Raw genomic sequence first — 16,736 nt, 5'->3', positions numbered from 1 at the left:
CCTGGGAGCGCCTACAGCAGCCTGCAGATGCGCAGTTCTGTCATCATCACGGCCCGGGCGCTGCAGCAGGCTCCACCACCTGATCACAACCTTGCCCTTCACCCGCCTCCTCGTAAGTAACGCCATCCCGGATGTGGTAGATACGCCGGAAGGTGGGGATGATCTTCTCATCATGGGTAACCACGATAATGGCGGTCTCAAACCTGTGCGCCATCTCGTTGAGGATACGGATCACCCCCAGCGCCCGCTCACTGTCCAGCGGTGCCGTCGGCTCATCGGCGAGGATCACCGGCGGCCGGTTGACCAGCCCGCGGGCGATCGCTACGCGCTGCTGCTCGCCACCGGAGAGCTGGGACGGCATGGCCCGGGCGCGATGCTGCACATCCAGTCCCTCCAGCAGATCCAGGGCCTGCCTGCGCGCCTGGCGATTCGACTTGCCCGCCAGCATGGGCAGCAGCGCCACGTTGTCGGTCACGTCCAGGAACGGAATCAGGTAGGGCGCCTGGAACACGAAACCGATCTTGTCCCGTCGCAGCGCGCGCAGGTCAGCCACGTTCCAGCCGTTGTCGTAGATCACCTCATCACCCAGAATCATGCGCCCGGCGGTGGGTTCAATCACCGCACCCAGACACTTCAGCAGGGTACTCTTGCCCGAACCGGAAGGGCCGATCAGGCCGACCACCTCACCCGGGGCGACCTGCATATCCACGCCCTTCAGCGCCTCCACCGCCGTGTCACCCTTGCCGTAGCGCTTGGCAAGCCCTTCAATACGAATACCCTTGCCGCCCATCTCAGCCTCCAATCGCCTCTGCCGGGTCCACTTTCAGGGCGGCCCGGATCGCGATCAGGCTCGCCAGTACACAGATCACCAGTACGGCGATAAAACCGATCACCGAATCGAACGGTTGCAGCAGCACATACTTGGGAAACACCGGTGCCCAGAAGGTGGCGGCGATTTTGCCCACCGCAAAGCCCATCACCCCGAGGGCGACCGCCTGCTGCATGATCAATGCGGCAATGGTGCGGTTGCGGGTGCCGATCAGTTTCAGCACCGCGATCTCGCGAATCTTGCCCAGGGTCAGGGTGTAGATGATGAACGCCACGATGGCGGCACTGACAACGGCCAGAATCACCAGGAACATGCCGATCTGTTTGGCCGAGGTGGCAATCAGCTTGCCGACCAGGATCGCCTCCATCTGGCTGCGGGTATAGACCGTGAGCCGCTTCCAGCGACGGATCGACTCCGCCACGATCTGCCCGTCCCAACCCGGCTCCAGTTGCACCAGTACCGCGTTGACATAGGTGTTGCTGCTCTGGGACGCGATCACCGCATCCAGCAAGCCGGGGACTTCGGGTCGATTGAAGGCGGGATTATCCGCCGTGCGCCGGCGCTGTTGCCGGATCGCATCGTTATCCTTGAGAAACTGCGCCTCCTGAGCATCCCGCAGCGGAATGAACACCATCGGATCGCCACTGGAGGAGACCATGCGCCGGGTCAGCCCAACCACCCGGTAGCTGTTGCGCCGGATCTGGATCTGGTCACCCAACTGGAAGCCGCTGGCCAGGTCGGCCACCGCTTCGTAGTGGCCCCGGGTAATCTGCCGGCCCGCCACCAGACGGGGCGGCCAGCCGGGCAGACCCGGTTCACCGGCCATCACCCCGGTCACCATCGCCCGAACATCCCGCTCCCCCTGGCGCACCTGCATGGTCAGGTAGGTGATGTTAGCTGCCCGGGCCACCCCGGGCATGCCCCGGATACCGCGCCAGAGATCGTCATAGATGCTGGAGGATTCGGCGTATGGGCCCAGGGTGTCCTGCTGTACCACCCACAGATCCGCGCCGCTGTTGTCCAGCAGCACCCTGGCGTCATCCACCATGCCGCGATACACACCCGCCATGGTGAGGGTGACGCCGATCAGCAGGCCCAGGCCGAAACCGGTGAAGACAAACTTGCCCCAGGCGTGCTGAATATCGCGCCCTGCCAGGCTGATCACGACTTGATCTCCGGCAGTCGATCCACCGGGTAGATGCGGCTCTTACTACTCAGCGCCTTGCCACTGTAGACCACGATCCGGTCCCCGGCGCTGAGTCCGTCCCGCACCTGGACCTGGCCATCCAGCCCGGCCGCCCCCAGTTCGACCGGGGTGAAACGCAGCTGATCTTCGACCAGTCGCCATACCCCCAGGCGCCCGTCAACGCGCTGGATTGCCGCGTTCGGTATCACCGGTGCGGCCGGCAGCTCGGGCAGCGTTACGGTCACTTCTGCCAACTCCCCCAGGGGCGGCAACACCACCGGCGGCTGCAGGAAAGTGACCTTGGCCAGGGTCTCTTCGGTCACCTCATCCGCCATCGGTTCGACCCGCAGCACCTCTGCCGCATAGCCCTGTCCGGCCTGGGAGCGCAGCACGATCTCCGCCGGCAGACCGGCCGCCAGGCCGTAGGCGTTGGTCTGGTCAAAGCGCACGTTCACCCACAGGCTCTGGGTGTCGATCAGTTCCACCACCGTCTGACCGGCAACCACAGTGGTGCCGGGATCTGCTGCACGTACCGCCACCAACCCGTCGGCCGGGGCAATCAGTTGCAGATTGTCCCGCTGGGCGCGCAGCGCCTCCAGCTCTGCGGTGAGACGCACCAGCTCCTCCCTGGCGCCACTCAGGGCCGCCTCGGCCAGCAGCCGCTCATGGCGCTTGGTGGCCACCAGCTCTTCACTCACCGTATGGGCCGCCAGCAGCTTCTCGTAACGGATCGCCTGGGACCGGGCGTAGAGCTGACGCTCCTTCGCCTCGGACAACTCCGCCTGGGCACGCTTCAGCGCTGCATCCTGGGCGTTCAGGCGTGCCTCCATATCCACCGGCTCCATCTCGCCCAGCAGTTGTCCCGCCTGCACCCGGTCACCCACCTCGACATTCAGGTACTTGAGACGCCCGGCCACGGTGGGACCGATCTTGTAGTTGTAACGGGCTTCAACCGTACCGATACCGAACAGGGCCGGGGAGACCTCCAGGTTTTGTACCGCGGTCACGGTCACCGGCACGGGGGCCAGCGGACCAGATCGGAGTGCCACGTAGAAAAACAGTGCGCTGAGCGGAACCAGCACCGCCAGCAGGGCCAGGGTGCGTCCCTGAATGGGAAACCGTTTCATTGTTTGCTCCCGATACCGCGCCGGTAGATGGCGAACACCCGGGGAGCCTCCCGGCGCATCAACCGCACATCACCCGCCAGCAGGGACTGCATCACCAGGCCCTGTATGGTGCCGATAAACAGACTCGCCGCCGCCTCGGTCTCCAGCCCGGAATCGATCTCTCCGACCCCTTTACCCGACTCTATCAGTTTGCGAATCCGCTCCCCGTAGCGGCTGATCAGGGTCTGCACTATCCGCTTGGGGACGGTGTCGCCAGAACGCTGCAACTCGCCGAACAGCATGCGGGGCACACCCGGGTGCTCCACCACAAATTCCACATGCGCCAGAAACATCGCCTCCAGCGCCGCTATGGGGGAGTCGACAGACTGCACCGCCTTATCCACCCGGGCCATCAGGCGTTCCGACACCCACTCCATCACCGCGCTGAGAATGGCATCCTTGCTGCGAAAGTGGCGAAACAGCGCCCCCTGGGTCAACCCCATGCGCTTGGCAATGGCGGCCGTGGTGATATCGCTCGGGTTCTGCTCCGCCGCCAGTTCCACCACCGTCTCCACAGTGATGGCACGGCGCTCCTCGGCCGGGAGATGTTTGACATGAAGGGCCATGGGTCTCTCCGTAAAGATAGTAATTGATTACTTACTTTATACTTTTTAATCACTTTGTCAACAATCCGGTTACGGGGAATCAACAGACAGCGGATGGGGACAGCTGAATCCCGCGCACCGGAATCGGGTGGGACAGGACAGTGGAGGTGCGGGTCTCGCCCTTCATGTTGATGGACTGGATAAACGCCTCCAGGTGCATCATATCTTTCGCCACAACCTGCAGCAGTCAGGAGTCCTGCCCGGTCACGTGCAGACACTCAATCACCTCCGGCATGGTTGTCAGGAAGCCTACCCGTCGCTTGACCCGTTCCGAGCCGGCGGGGCCGGGAGCGCGATCCACCATAAGGACACTCAGGTGTTCCGGGACAACTCCGCCAGGGATTGCCGCTGCTCCTCCTCGGCCCCCAGTTCGCGCAAGCCGTTGATGGCGGTGGTGATGTGCGGCGCCTGCCGGTCGAGCGGATAGACCATGTAGACCGGCAGAGTGATCAGCGGCGAATCCTCCACCGGAAACAGTACGCCCGACTGAATCTGCTGCCGCACCATGCGCAGCGGAAAATAGGCGGAGCCCCCATGGTGGGTGATCAGCTGCATGGCCAGCCAGCCGATGTTGACCCGTTGTGCCGAGGTATCCACATCCGGGAAACGGGCCGCGAACTGGACCAGGAACTCCGGCCCCCAGTCCACATGCACATAACTGGCGTCCTGCCAGTGCCGGTCCGGCGAGCTGGTCACCAGTACCAGGGACTCGCCAAAGATATATTCGGCTGAAATGGACGGGCGACTCTGGGGGGTGTAGAGCACGCCGATATCCACGTCCCCCTGAACCAGCCCCTGGGTGGTCTCCTCTTCAAAACCGATCTCCAGCCGCAACGAGATATCCGGCGCGGTCTGGCGCATCCAGTTCACCCAGTTGGGCAGAAACCCTTCCCACAGCGCGATACGCCCGCGCAGGGTCAGGCCGGCAGAGAAACCGCTGGAGAGTCCCACGTCGTGGCGCGCCTGCTCATAGGTGCGCACCAGGACCTTGGCGTGGCGCAAGAACCGCCGGCCCGCTGCGGTCAGTTCGGCGCCACCCCGGCCGCGGCGAAACAGCGGCGTGCCGAGCTGCTGCTCCAGGGTTTTGATCCGGGCGCTGACCGTGGATTGGGTGACGTGCAGTTTGGCGGCGGCGCCGACGAAGTTACCGGCGGCGGTGACCGCCAGGAAGGTGCGGGCAAACTCGGTATCCATAGATTACACCGGGGTCCGATACAGTTAACTGCCCACATTGTATCGGATAATCCGATCTTCTTATGGGTTACTATCGACAAATATATCTTGGTATGGGTGGGTACCGGGAACCGCCGGCCGTTGCAGCCGGCTTAACCGGTTGGATGGAAAGGGTCGGTGTGGCCGACACCGGATAGCGGGATTATCCGGCGTCGGCCCACCTGTCGGAGCGTGACCTGTCGCCAGGCCGGTTACATCTTCATCACGATATTGAAGAACCACCCCTTGCTGGTATAGGAGAGATCGGTCAGATCATCCGAGAAGTCGGTGAAGTTGTAACCGATACCGGCCTTCACGTTCTTGCCCAGGTGACGGTAGAGCGCCACCAGCGCCCCCGAGCGCCGATCCTCTGCCGCTGCCACATCCAGCACCCGACCTTCCACCAGGAGGTCCCACTCATGCACCCAGTGGAAGTCGGCCCGAACAATGGCCAGCTGGGCCTCGCTGTCGTACCACTCACCACCGACCCGGTTGTCCCGCATCTCACCCAGCCGGTAGGCGTACTTGCCGCCCACCGACACCCAGGGCTTCAGGTCATAGGTGCCATCCACCGACAGCACGTGGGAGCGCTGCGAGTAGTCCGCCAGAACGCCACTGCCATCCAGCTGTCCGGGAGACGGCAGGTTATACAGGTAGTTGTATTTGAACAGCAGGTTGAGCCGATCATTGTCCACCGGCCGGTAGGCGTAACCGGTCACCACCTCCACATAGTCTCCGTCATAGTAGTCGCCGCTGCTGGAGTCAGAGAAGGCAAGGTTCAGACGTCCCAGGAAACGCCAGTCGGGATCGATCTGGTAACCCAGGTTATTACGCCACAACCAGCTGGTGCGCTTGCCGGCGGTCCCCTCCTCGCGTCGATACTCCAGCTGGCCGGCGTAACGGGTTCTCTCCTGCCGATAGCCCACATCCAGGCTGACGGCATCCCGATCCATGTCGCCGGCATAGGGATCGGACAGCTCACCGGTCTCGAAATTGATCCCGTAGCTCCAGCGTTCATTGGGGGTCAGTTCGAGACCAAAGGCGTGGGTCAGGCCGCTCGGTCCGTCACCATGGTAGACGCGCTGCTCGCCAAACACCGACACCGAATCGCTGAAGCGGCTGTTCACACCGCTGGTGAGCTGCCCCTGACGACCCCGGTAACCGATGTCAGTCCGATCGGTATCCATCTGGTAGTGGGAGTAGAGACTGGTCTGATCGTTGTACTGAAAATCACCTCCGACCAGTCCGCCCAGGCCGCCATCACCGGTGGAGGCTTCACCATAGACACTGAAGCGTTCCGACAGACGTCGCTTGCCGCCCACGCCGATCCGGTCATTGCTGCTGCGGTTGCCGCTCTTGTCCACCGTGCCCTGGACATAGCCGTAGGCGCTCCAGTCGTTTTCTCCATCCTCGTCCGGGGTGTAGTCCGCCCGAACCTGGATGTCGGTGCGATCGCCCTCCTCGTTCAACACATCACTGGCGGTCACGGTGTTGAGATCACGACTGTCGGAGCGCACACCCACCGCAATCTCCCAGTTGTCGTTCACCTGCCTGCGCAGATTCACCTCCGCCGCGTGGGTGTCGGCAATCTCATCCGCCAGTGCATCCAACTGGGCATCCAGCCGGCTCCGGGGATCCAGTTGCAGAGACAACCGGGCGCCCCGCTGGGTGGCGTCAGCCGATCCGGTCAGCTGGCCGGGGGCCGAAAAGCCGGCTTCCCGTTTCTGCCAATAGACACTGGCCCGACCCTGCTGGTCGTCGGTCACTTCGGCCAGATCCACGGCCGCCTCGATACGGCCGGCATCGGCCCGGCCGCCCGGACTGGTACGGTTCTGGAAACTGAAACCGCCATCCAACGAGTTGTTCTGGCTGGTGCCCACCCCTTCGCTGCGGGCACCCTCGATCTTCACGTAAGTACCCGGTTTGTAGCGCAGGGTGACATCGGCCCCACTCAGTTTCTGCTCCATGCCCGGGGCATCCTGGCGATAACCGGTGGCACCGATCTTCACCTGGTCATTGATCCAGTATTCACCGCGGCCACCCCGTACCAGGTCATCCGCCTCGGTCAGTCCCGGCGTGTACTCGTAGCTGGTGACCAGGTAGGCCGGGTGGCCCGAGAGGCTGCCGCTCTTGATCAACAGGGAGCCGTCGGCCGTGGATCCCAACGACTCGCGCAGGATGATGCGACCCTGGATATAGTTGATATCGTAGTCCTCCTCGGGGGTGAGGTAACGGGTCTCCAGCACGATGCCGGTATCCTTGTCCCGCACCTCGATCCAGACCCGCTCGGAGCCCTGGGTCAGATCCTGCCGACGCAGATAGTAGAGTGAGCCACCGGTACCACGGAACTCGTCCCGGGCCGGCAGGGTGCCGGGGTCTGCAGCAAACAGCTCCACCCGTCCCCGGCGCTCACCATAGCGGGTCTGTTCCTGAGCCACCCAGTGGGCCCGGGCGCCGTACAGTCCCCGATTGTATTGCACCAGCTCGGTGTCGTTGATGCGGGTGTGGAAGTTACCCCACATCACATGGGAGTCCCCCCGCTCCAGGCGTACGTAGAATTTGCCCTGGGTCGGCGCATCATCCAGGGTGGTGCTGTCATCGCCGTAGACCGGGTAGTACTGATCCGGATCGAGGCGGCGCAGCAGGGAGCTCGGATCCTTGGCGGCAAAGTTACTGAACAGCTCATCCAGGGGCTGCTCCCGGGTATCGGCTGATGCAGTGAGCAGGTACTCGCCCTTGATCTTGCCCTTCAGGTAGAAGGCCAGGCGACCATCCACATAGAGCTCGTTATCAAAATGATCCGAGTCGTCGGCTGTCACCAGGGCGGCCGGTCCCTTGGTATTGTTGCGTCCCACCGTCAGGTCCGCCAGGCCGATATAGAACCAGTTATCTTTGGCAATGGTGACATTACGCTGGAACTCGTAACGCTGTCCCTGGGTGTCCTCCAGCCGGATCTGGACGGTGTGCGGTCCCGCCGGCAGTATCTGCCGATAGGCGAATTTACCCGATCCATCCACCGGCACCGGTTGGCCCATGACTGAAACCTGGGTATCCGGCTGGACATCCCGACCGTTGACGGTCACCGCACCACCCCGCACCGGGATATTGGCCAGCTTGCGGCGGTTCTCCCCATACACGGCCAGTTCACCGGAACTCTCGCTGGGGGCCAGCTTCATGCTGCTGATCTGCAGCTGCCGGGGCTCGGTTTCATCAAACCGTCCGGCCCGGTCATAGACCCGCAACACATAGCTCAGGGGCCCCTCAAGCTGTGCCGGCAGCACCCAGGCCACCCCCTTGCCGATCTGCACATCCAGGGTCTGCAGTGGTTCCTGGCGTACCGAGCGGGCCGCATCAAACAGCCGGATCTCTGCCCGCTCGATCCAGGCCGGATAGTTGCTGTAGGTATAAAACTGCACCTGGCGATCGGGACCTGCAGTGACCGGATCGACCCCCACATTCAGCCAGGGGGTCTGCTCCTGACTGTCATAACGGACCTGGATATCGGCCCGGGCCAGGGTCACATCCTGGCAGCGCAGGCTATCCGCCACCTGGGCAGGATCATCGGCCAGCAGTGGTGCACCATCTACGCTGATGCGGAAGGGCAAGGCCGGTGCAGCGGCGCCGACGGGACAGTTACCTGCCGCCCCATCCTGCGGCTGCTGCTGGTTCTCCGTATTGCGCGGTACCACTGACCCCGGCCAGACCTGACTGTTGTCGATCATCTTGCCGCGCTGCTCGGGCAGCTTGCAGTGCGCCTGCTCAGGATCACAGGACGACTGGTCGGCAACCGCCATACCGCTCAACGCCATACCGATAGAGTACGCAAGTATCAACTTTTTCATTGTCCTGCCTCCCTGCTCATCCGTTCCACTTCGATCGTTAACGGATAACAGCAGTTATCCTCCTCCCAACGCTCGGTGATCTGTTGTTGCACCGCATCGATTCGCGCCTGTACCAGATCTGGCGGATCATCGACCGTTTGTTGATAGGAGAGACGCAGTACCGAAGGCTGTTCATGCAGCAGTTCAACCAGGTGATCCAGTTGGCTGTTCCACTGTTCCAGCAACTGCTCGTTGCCTGGCATAAAGGCATCGCTGGTCAGGTCGAGACGTACCACCCGGTGAATGGTGGCACCGAAGTTCGCCTTGCTGATCTTGCCCCGGGTCAGCCGCACCACCCGCGGGTTTTCCGTGGTCACCCGGTAACCGGATGGCAGACTGCGTTCATCCAGCTTGAGGATGAAATTACCACCCCGCCACTCATTGGGTATGGCGGCACAGGTGACGTGGAAACGACCGTGGTCATCCGTGGTGATCAGCAGGCCCCGGGCGGTCGCCACCCGTACATTGGCGATGCCCGGCTCACCCTGATCCTGGTAACCGTTGGCGTTCTGATCATCGAACACCTTGCCGATCAGGTCGGAACAGTCAAAGGTGGGGTCCGGTACCACCCGCACCGTGGCGGTCGCCAGGTTGGATACCCGCGCACCGACCAGGTTGTTCTCGGCCCACGCCTGGTTGACATAGTCGCCCTCACTGACACCGGCACCGACCACCAGCATCACCTTGAACACCCGCTGCTGGCCCAGGGCAAAACTGAAGTTCGGCCAGGTCAGCAGACGCCCGGTCACCAGCGGTTCCTGCTTCACCCCGTCGACCGATGCGGAACCGGTCTTGTACTTGAAGCCGGGTGGAATCTGATCCCGGATATCGATATTGGGTACCGCTCCGGCCAGGTTGTTGGTCACGGTCACGGTGTAGGGAACCAGATCACCCCGGGACACGTTGGTCATGGGCGTGCTCTTCTGTACCGTGAAGGCGCCGTTTGTGATCGGATCCAGGGGTATGTGGTTGTTTACCAGGTCCGCCGACACCCCTGGATTCAGATCAAAGCTGAAGAAGTACTGGGTGCTGTCGGCCGTAGCCGCCAGTCCCGCCGAGTTAACCGGGCAGGTCAGCGGATCATGCACCGGCGCGCCAACCACCGGCGGCTGAATACTGGTCTGCACCAGGGCCGGATCGGGCACCGCACCCACGCTCAACGTATTGTTACAGGCCGGCAGGATGGCCGACTCACCCGGCAGGTAAGTGGGCGGAGAGGTCACCGTGATGGTGTAGGTACCGGCCGGCGCACCGGCGTTCAACAGATACTGGTAGTAGCCGTTGGCACCGGTGGTCTGGCTGACATTGGCAGCGCCGCCAACCAGATGGGTAGCCGGGTTGAAGCCGCCTGGGCCGACCAGCGTTACTACCGCACCGGCTACCGGGGCACGGGTGATCGAGTCGTAGACCACACCACTGGGATCCAGCGGCAGACTCTGGCCCGTCACCCGGTCTCCCGAGGCCAGGGTCAGGCCGTCCAGCGTACCGTCACTGTTGTCCGCCCCGGCCGGGTTGCTTGCATCGACCACCCCGTTGGTGAACGGGTCGCCCGTTTCATTGGGCACAGGACGCCCGTACAGGGTACCGCTGTCCGGCTCACGGAAGCGTATCTGGTAGCCACTGCCCGGTGAAATACCGGTAAAGCTGTAGGCACCGCTGCTATCGGTGGTGGTGCTGGCCACCGTGACACCACCCAGGACCAGGTCCACCTGCCAGTTCGGCACCAGCGATTCACCCGGATCCATGGCCCGGTCGTGGTTGTCGTCAAACCAGACATGGCCGGACACCTCCGCTGCCTCGGCAATGGGTGTCGGGTCGTCAGCCCGGTTATTGCCCTCAAAGCCGGGCGGTTCCGATCCACCGGAGATGGTTGCGCTGTTCACCAGCAGTTGACCGGAAAGTCCATTGGCCACCGCCACTCTAAGCACTATCTCGTTGCCGACACCGGCAGCGGGAATCACCGCATCCGATGTACAGGTAATCACCTGTCCGGCGGCACTGCAGCTCCAGTCACCACTGCTGGGCATGGAGACAATGGAGATGCCTGCCGGCAGGGTATCCACCACGGTGATGGTTCCACTGGTATCCACACTGCCGATATTACTGGGCGTTAGCCGGTAGAAACCGGTGCTCGAACCCTCAGCCAGGCTGGCCGGCGAGTGGGTCTTGGACAGGGCCAGATCCACCGCCGCGTCCGGTTGCTCGGCAAAGGTATTGCCGCCCGATACCGTATTGGCGCCGGTCAGGTCGATACCCGACACCCGGCTGCTGGTTGCAGTCGGGTTGGAGGCCACGCCCCCCGCACTGCCGGCGGTGGTGGTACCGTTACCGGTGCTGGCCGGCTGGGTCGGCTGATCCAGCTGGTAGGTACCTTCCGGCAGACCGGTAAATTCAAAGTTACCGTCACTGTCCGTGGTAGTGGTCATGGAGACCGGATTGCCATTGGTATCGGTACCGGTCAGGTTGATGGTCTCACCACCGATACCATGGTCTGCACCATTCACCGTACCGCTGTTGTCAAAATCCAGGAACACGCTGCCGGAGATACGACGGCTGTTGGGCAACTCGGCAAAGTTGTTACCGCTGGCCACCGTGTTGGGCGGCAGAACCAGGTTGCTGATCAGACTCGGCGTCACGGTGGGCAGAGTGGCCACACCATCGGTACCGCCATTGCCCACCGTTCCCGGCGTGGTAATACCGTTGGAGGTATCGGCGGGTTGACTCGGCTGCCTGATCGAGTAGGTACCGGGCTCCAGGTCACTGAAGCTGTAGTTGCCATCCGCATCGGTCTGGGTGGTGGCAAGCAGGTTGCCGCCCCCGTCCAGCAGTTCGATGGTCACATTGGCCAGCCCACTGTCCGCTCCGTTGAACTGGCCGTTGTTGTTCTGATCCAGGAACACCCGGCCGCTGATCGAGGAGTTGACCTGCTCGGCAAAGTTGTTGTGGGACGAACCGTCGATCTGCCCGCCATCGTCACCCAAGACGATGCCGTTGATCCGGCTCGGCGTGGTGGCAGTCGGGGTGGCGGTACCGGGGTTTCCGCCGCCACCACCCGTGATAGCACCCGGCGTGGTGATGCCGTTGACCGTACCGGCCGGCTGGTTTGGCTGTTCCACCGAGTAGGTGCCGGCTGCCAGTCCGGTGAACTGGTAGTTACCCAATGCATCGGTGACAGTAGTGGCAATAATATTGTCACTCGCATCACGCAGGTTCACGGTAACACCGGCCAGTGGCGTATCGGTGCCACCGTCGTAGGTGCCATTGGGCACCACATCGTTGTCCTGGAATACCCGGCCCGAGATATAACCCAGTGCACTGATCTCCAGGTTGGCATTGGCCGGCTGAAGGTTGTTACCCAGGTCGGTCTGCAATGCAGCCGCCGGGATATGGTTGATATGGGTGCCGGCGGTATTGCCGGTTACATCCACGCTGATGCTGCAACCGCCAGCAGGAATAGTGGCGCCGCTATTGAGACGTACGCTGGTTGCACCGGAGTTGGCCACCAGGGTGCCGGTACAGTTGGTGGAGGCATTGGCGGGGTTTGCCACTACCACCGCGCCGGGCGCTGTCGGCAACTCGTCGGTAAAGTGCGCCGTTGTGGTCATGTCCACCCCATTGTCATTGGTCAGGACAATGGTCAACGTCGAGGTACCCCCGGCCGGAATGACCGGTGGACTGAACTGCTTGCTGACCACCGGCGGCATGGAGACTTCAAGGGTATCGTTTGCCGGCTCCTCGTTAGTGACACCCTCGGTGGTAGTGAGACTCCGGGAAGGAATCGTGTTGGCATAACTGCCTGGAATGTTACTCAGGGTATCCACCTGCACCTGGCAGGAACCGTTGGCCGGTATTGTTGCGCCGGCCAGGCTTATGGCCGTAGCCGAGGCGGGTGCAGTGACCGTGCCCCCGGCACAGGTGGTGGAGGCATTGGGGGTCAACGCCACCACCAGGTTGGCCGGCAGGTTATCTGTCAGCGCAGCACCAGTTAACGGGGTATCACCCGGATTGGTAAGAGTAATGGTCAGGGTTGAGGGTTGGCCCGGTGGCACCGACGCAGGCGCAAAGCTCTTGGACAGGGAGACCGGATCCGTGACCCACAGATCGGCCTCTGCCGGAGAGGTGTTATCCACCGAGGCGCCACCTACCGTGCCGGTCATGGCATGGGCCGGGATCACATTGGTATAGCTTCCCGCCACGGCAGCAACCACGTCGAGTTCCACCATACAACTACTGGCCACACCGCCCGACGCCGCCGGCAAATTGCCGCCGCTCACCTGCACGCTGTTGCTGCCCGGTGTTGTCACCGTGGCGCCACTACAGTCTGTCACCAGGTTCGGACCGGCCGGCACGGTCACCCCTGCCGGCAGGCTGTCCAGCACTGCCAGGTCGGCCAACGGCAGTGTTAAAGGATTGATAAAGCTGATGCGCAGACGGGCACGCTCACCCGGTTTCACCACCTCGGGAATAAACTGCTTGGTAACACCGATATTGGCTTGCGCCGAGAGACTGGTTACAGATTGAAGGGTGTTTGATACACCTTGATCCGTCTGGACCACGCCCGCCGGAATAACGTCCTGAACCGTACCCACCTGTTCCATGGTGACATTCACGGACACCGTACAACTATCCCCGGCATCCAGATTGGCACCGCTGAGCGAAATACGATCACCACCGGCAAGTGCCTCGACCACGCCCCCGCTACAGGTGGTGGATACACTTGGCGTGGCTGCCACCAACATACCGGTGGAGGAGCCAGTGGATTTGCCGTCGTCAGTGAAATAGTCGGTCAGTGCAATGCCACTCAAATTCTCGGTACCGTTATTTGTCAGAGTGATTGTCAACACACTGCTCTCACCGGGCGCGGTCAGGGCGTTGGGCAAAGCATTGTTGGTGATGGTGATCGCATAGTTGGACGACTCTGCCAACGTGGCGGTTACCGGTGCTGTGGTCTGCACACCTCCCGCGGCGGTGATATTGCCGGCAGGGATGGTGTTGACCCAGTCACCCGGAGCATTGGTGGTCACGTCGAACAGGAACTCACACTGGCCATTGGCGGGAATCACAGCCCCGGTCAGGCTGGCACTGCTCTGTCCCGCAACCGCCGTGATGCTGCTGCTAGCGCCATCACAGGTGGTGTAGGCGTTTGGCGGATCGGCCAGCACCATCCCGGCTGGCAGCGGATCGGTAACCGAGACACTGTTCAAGGTGCCATCACCGCTGTTGCTCAGACGTATGGCCACGGTAGAGCTGCCACCCTGCTGAATCGTATCCGGCGAGAATCGTTTAGTGGCGCCCAGAGCGGAAGCATAGTTGAGAGTTGCCTGAACCGGCCCAGGGCTGGAGACCGTTTCGGTGCCGGCATCTGCCAGCGTATGGGTGGCCTCCACCGCGCCCGCGGGCAACACATTGGTGTAGTTGCCGGCCGCGCCAATCACGTTGACCTTCAGTTCGCAGCTGCCGAAAGAACCCAGGCCACTGTTGCCCCGTGCCGGGATGGTACCCCCGGTCATGGTGATAACGGCATCCCCCGGATTGGCGGTGACCACCGCTCCGACGCAGTCACTGGAGGCAACGGCCGGATCAGCCACCTGCAGCTGCAGGCCGGTAGAGCCTATGGGCAGATTGTCGGTAAATTCCACATTGGTCAAAGGTTCGGCCGAGGCATTGGTGAAGATAACCGTCAGCTCCGAAACCTGTCCTTCCGAGGCGTTGTTGGGGCTGAAGTTCTTGGTTACGCTCACCACGTCCCGGGCGGTTACCCTGATATTAGTGGTGGAGGAGGCGCCGGCATTACAGATACCTCCGGTGCCGTTGTCATTACAAACCCCATTGGCAGCAATCTGGTTATCAAAGGTGACGCCCACCGCCGCACCCACCGGCACCATAGCCCAGAAGGTGACGGTACAGACGGACGGGGATGCACCCACCCCGGCATTCATATCAAAGGTCAATTGGGGATTGGTGGTGGAGGGTGCCGGACCGGCGATATTGTGGCTCAAGACACCGGAACAGCCAGCGCCGTTCATGCTGGGGGCGGGGGTATCCAGCGCCAACATGCCACCAGGCAGGTTATCACTCACCCGTACATCGTTGAGCGCACCGCCGGAAAAATTCCTTACCGTAATGTCGTAACGCACCGGGTTACCGGGTGCCACCTGGCTCGGTGAGCGGGACTTGCTGACCGACAACTCATCCAGCACGGTAACACTGTGACTGGCTGGCTGGCTGATGGCGGCCTGATCATTGACCACCGCGCCTTCAGGAATGGTATCGGTGAAAGTTTCGGGGACACCCGCCGTACCCAGGGCCGGGGTGTAGGTGATGGTCAGAACACAGCTGTCACTTGCCGCAATGGTAGCAGGGGTTACGCCACCTAATGCAAAACCCTGGTCGCCATTGATCAGTGCCACGTCGGCACCACCACAACCATTCAAATTGATGTTGTCGATCGTCAGTGTACCTGTGCCACTGCCGGATGTGCGGATATTGTTTTCAGTCAACTGAACCCCGGTAAGCGGGGTAAGCGGGCTGTCATTGTGCAGGGTGATGGTCAGCGTAGCCTGCTCAGATTGTCGTACAGTGGTCGGACTGAACGCCTTGCTCACCTGGAGAGCACCATGCACGGCCAGGGAATCCGTGGCGTTGGATGCCGGCACCAGGCCTCGCTTGTTGGCGAAGTCGTTAACCCTGTCTATCGTATTGTCCAGACTCTGACTGTAATCACCGCCGGTGGAGGTACCCACCAGGTCAACAGAAAAACTACAGGCGGCATCCGCCGGAATCGCCCCGCCAACCACTCTCAGCTCCGTGTCACCGGCCACGGGAGCGAAACTGGCAGTCGTATTACCGCTGGTACAACTGATAGCAACATTGGGAGTGGGCGCCACCTCAAGCCCGGCCGGCAGCGTATCCCGCAGGCCGAAAGCGGGGGTATCCCCCGCCGTATTCAGAGGCAGGTCGTGATTATTATTGGACCGGTTGTCGATGGTGAGGGTGAGGCGCACGGTCTCATCATTCACCACAATACTGTTTTTGCTGAAACTTTTGCTGATAGAAGGATTGTTCAGAGAAGTGACGGTAATCGACTGCTCCGCCTTCGTGGCATTGGACTGTGGCTGACCATCGTCACCGGTAACGGCTGCCACCGGGATTTCATTCACATGTACCGCATTGGCAACGGTGGAAGTGACCTCCACCACAATGTCACAGCGACCGCTGCTCACACCGGCTTGGGGGATGGTGCCCCCCCCACCGCCCAGTTCAATCGTACTGGTGCCGATGGTGGCCGTTACCGTGCCGTTGGTCGGGACATTGTTCCCGTCCCCATCCTGACAGCTGTAGGAGACAGCACCGCCACCGGCCACCGTGATCTCGGCCGGCATGTTGTTGGTAAACGTGACGCCGGTAATCGGGGCCGTGTCATTGCTGTTTTGCAGGGTAATGCGCAGGGCCGTCACCTCCCCCGGCACAATGGGGTTGGGGTAACCCACTTCGGTGCTCATGGAGACATCCAGTGCGGCCAGCGCCTGACTGCAGGACAACCACAACATGACCAGACAGGCCAACTTGCTGAAAGGCAGGCCGGACTTACGCTTTTTATTATTCATTGTTACTCCCGAAACAAGCATCAATGTCTAACACCAACCCGGTAAAATTCAGGCGCACGAACCCTGGCCGAAACAGCTCCAATCGGAACTGAATCAGCACCTGGTGAGAATCAGAACAAGCCTAGTAATTTATTTCATCACTATGTTTTTATTGAAAATTCTTCTATACCCATGCAGTTTGCGCGGACTCTATCAGAAGCACGGGGAGGGAGTCGACATTTATTAACGATCTGTTACATTTTTTAACAAT

General features: G+C 61.7%; 8 protein-coding genes. All 8 read right to left on the bottom strand.

The features are described 5' to 3' along the window. Positions 1–46: 46 nt before the first annotated feature. Positions 47–790: an ABC transporter ATP-binding protein gene (locus tag AAY24_RS16475; RefSeq protein WP_046860596.1), complete on the bottom strand. Its 744-nt coding sequence runs from the start codon at positions 788–790 to the stop codon at positions 47–49. Position 791: 1 nt separating this feature from the next. Beyond that, entirely contained in the window at positions 792–1,994 is a 1,203-nt protein-coding gene (locus AAY24_RS16470) for an ABC transporter permease (protein ID WP_046860595.1), read from the bottom strand. Beyond that, the gene (locus AAY24_RS16465) at positions 1,991–3,142 is read right to left on the bottom strand and encodes an efflux RND transporter periplasmic adaptor subunit (RefSeq protein WP_046860594.1); all 1,152 of its coding nucleotides are present in this window, start codon (positions 3,140–3,142) and stop codon (positions 1,991–1,993) included. Before AAY24_RS16465 ends, AAY24_RS16470 begins: the two co-directional genes overlap by 4 nt. After that, positions 3,139–3,747, bottom strand: a complete 609-nt coding sequence (locus AAY24_RS16460) for a TetR/AcrR family transcriptional regulator (protein WP_046860593.1) — start codon at positions 3,745–3,747, stop codon at positions 3,139–3,141. The genes AAY24_RS16465 and AAY24_RS16460 overlap by 4 nt, the downstream gene beginning before the upstream one ends. A 79-nt stretch (positions 3,748–3,826) precedes the next feature. After that, a complete protein-coding gene (locus tag AAY24_RS19520) occupies positions 3,827–3,961 on the bottom strand; it encodes a hypothetical protein (protein ID WP_335337183.1) in 135 nt (44 codons plus the stop codon). Positions 3,962–4,098: 137 nt separating this feature from the next. Continuing rightward, entirely contained in the window at positions 4,099–4,980 is an 882-nt protein-coding gene (locus tag AAY24_RS16450; protein ID WP_046860592.1) for a LysR family transcriptional regulator, read from the bottom strand. Positions 4,981–5,210: 230 nt separating this feature from the next. Then, positions 5,211–8,840 carry a TonB-dependent receptor gene (locus AAY24_RS16445; protein WP_052761289.1) on the bottom strand — a complete coding sequence of 1,210 codons (3,630 nt, stop codon included), beginning with the start codon at positions 8,838–8,840 and terminating at the stop codon, positions 5,211–5,213. Next, on the bottom strand, positions 8,837–16,486 hold the full coding sequence (locus tag AAY24_RS16440) for a DUF7933 domain-containing protein (RefSeq protein WP_052761288.1): 7,650 nt from the start codon (positions 16,484–16,486) through the stop codon (positions 8,837–8,839). Before AAY24_RS16440 ends, AAY24_RS16445 begins: the two co-directional genes overlap by 4 nt. Positions 16,487–16,736 lie beyond the last annotated feature (250 nt).

Origin of the sequence: Sedimenticola thiotaurini (assembly GCF_001007875.1) — a bacterium.
GTDB classification, from domain to species: domain Bacteria; phylum Pseudomonadota; class Gammaproteobacteria; order Chromatiales; family Chromatiaceae; genus Sedimenticola; species Sedimenticola thiotaurini.
Note: the sequence above shows the minus strand (reverse complement) of the source record. Positions and strands in the feature narration are given on the sequence as shown.

Excerpts from the sequence above, each read along its gene's own strand:
- AAY24_RS16475 (WP_046860596.1), bottom strand. The coding sequence starts at position 790 with ATGGGCGGCAAGGGTATTCGTATTGAAGGGCTTGCCAAGCGCTACGGC.
- AAY24_RS16465 (WP_046860594.1), bottom strand. The coding sequence starts at position 3,142 with ATGAAACGGTTTCCCATTCAGGGACGCACCCTGGCCCTGCTGGCGGTG.
- AAY24_RS16460 (WP_046860593.1), bottom strand. The coding sequence starts at position 3,747 with ATGGCCCTTCATGTCAAACATCTCCCGGCCGAGGAGCGCCGTGCCATC.
- AAY24_RS16450 (WP_046860592.1), bottom strand. The coding sequence starts at position 4,980 with ATGGATACCGAGTTTGCCCGCACCTTCCTGGCGGTCACCGCCGCCGGT.
- AAY24_RS16445 (WP_052761289.1), bottom strand. The coding sequence starts at position 8,840 with ATGAAAAAGTTGATACTTGCGTACTCTATCGGTATGGCGTTGAGCGGT.
- AAY24_RS16440 (WP_052761288.1), bottom strand. The coding sequence starts at position 16,486 with ATGAATAATAAAAAGCGTAAGTCCGGCCTGCCTTTCAGCAAGTTGGCC.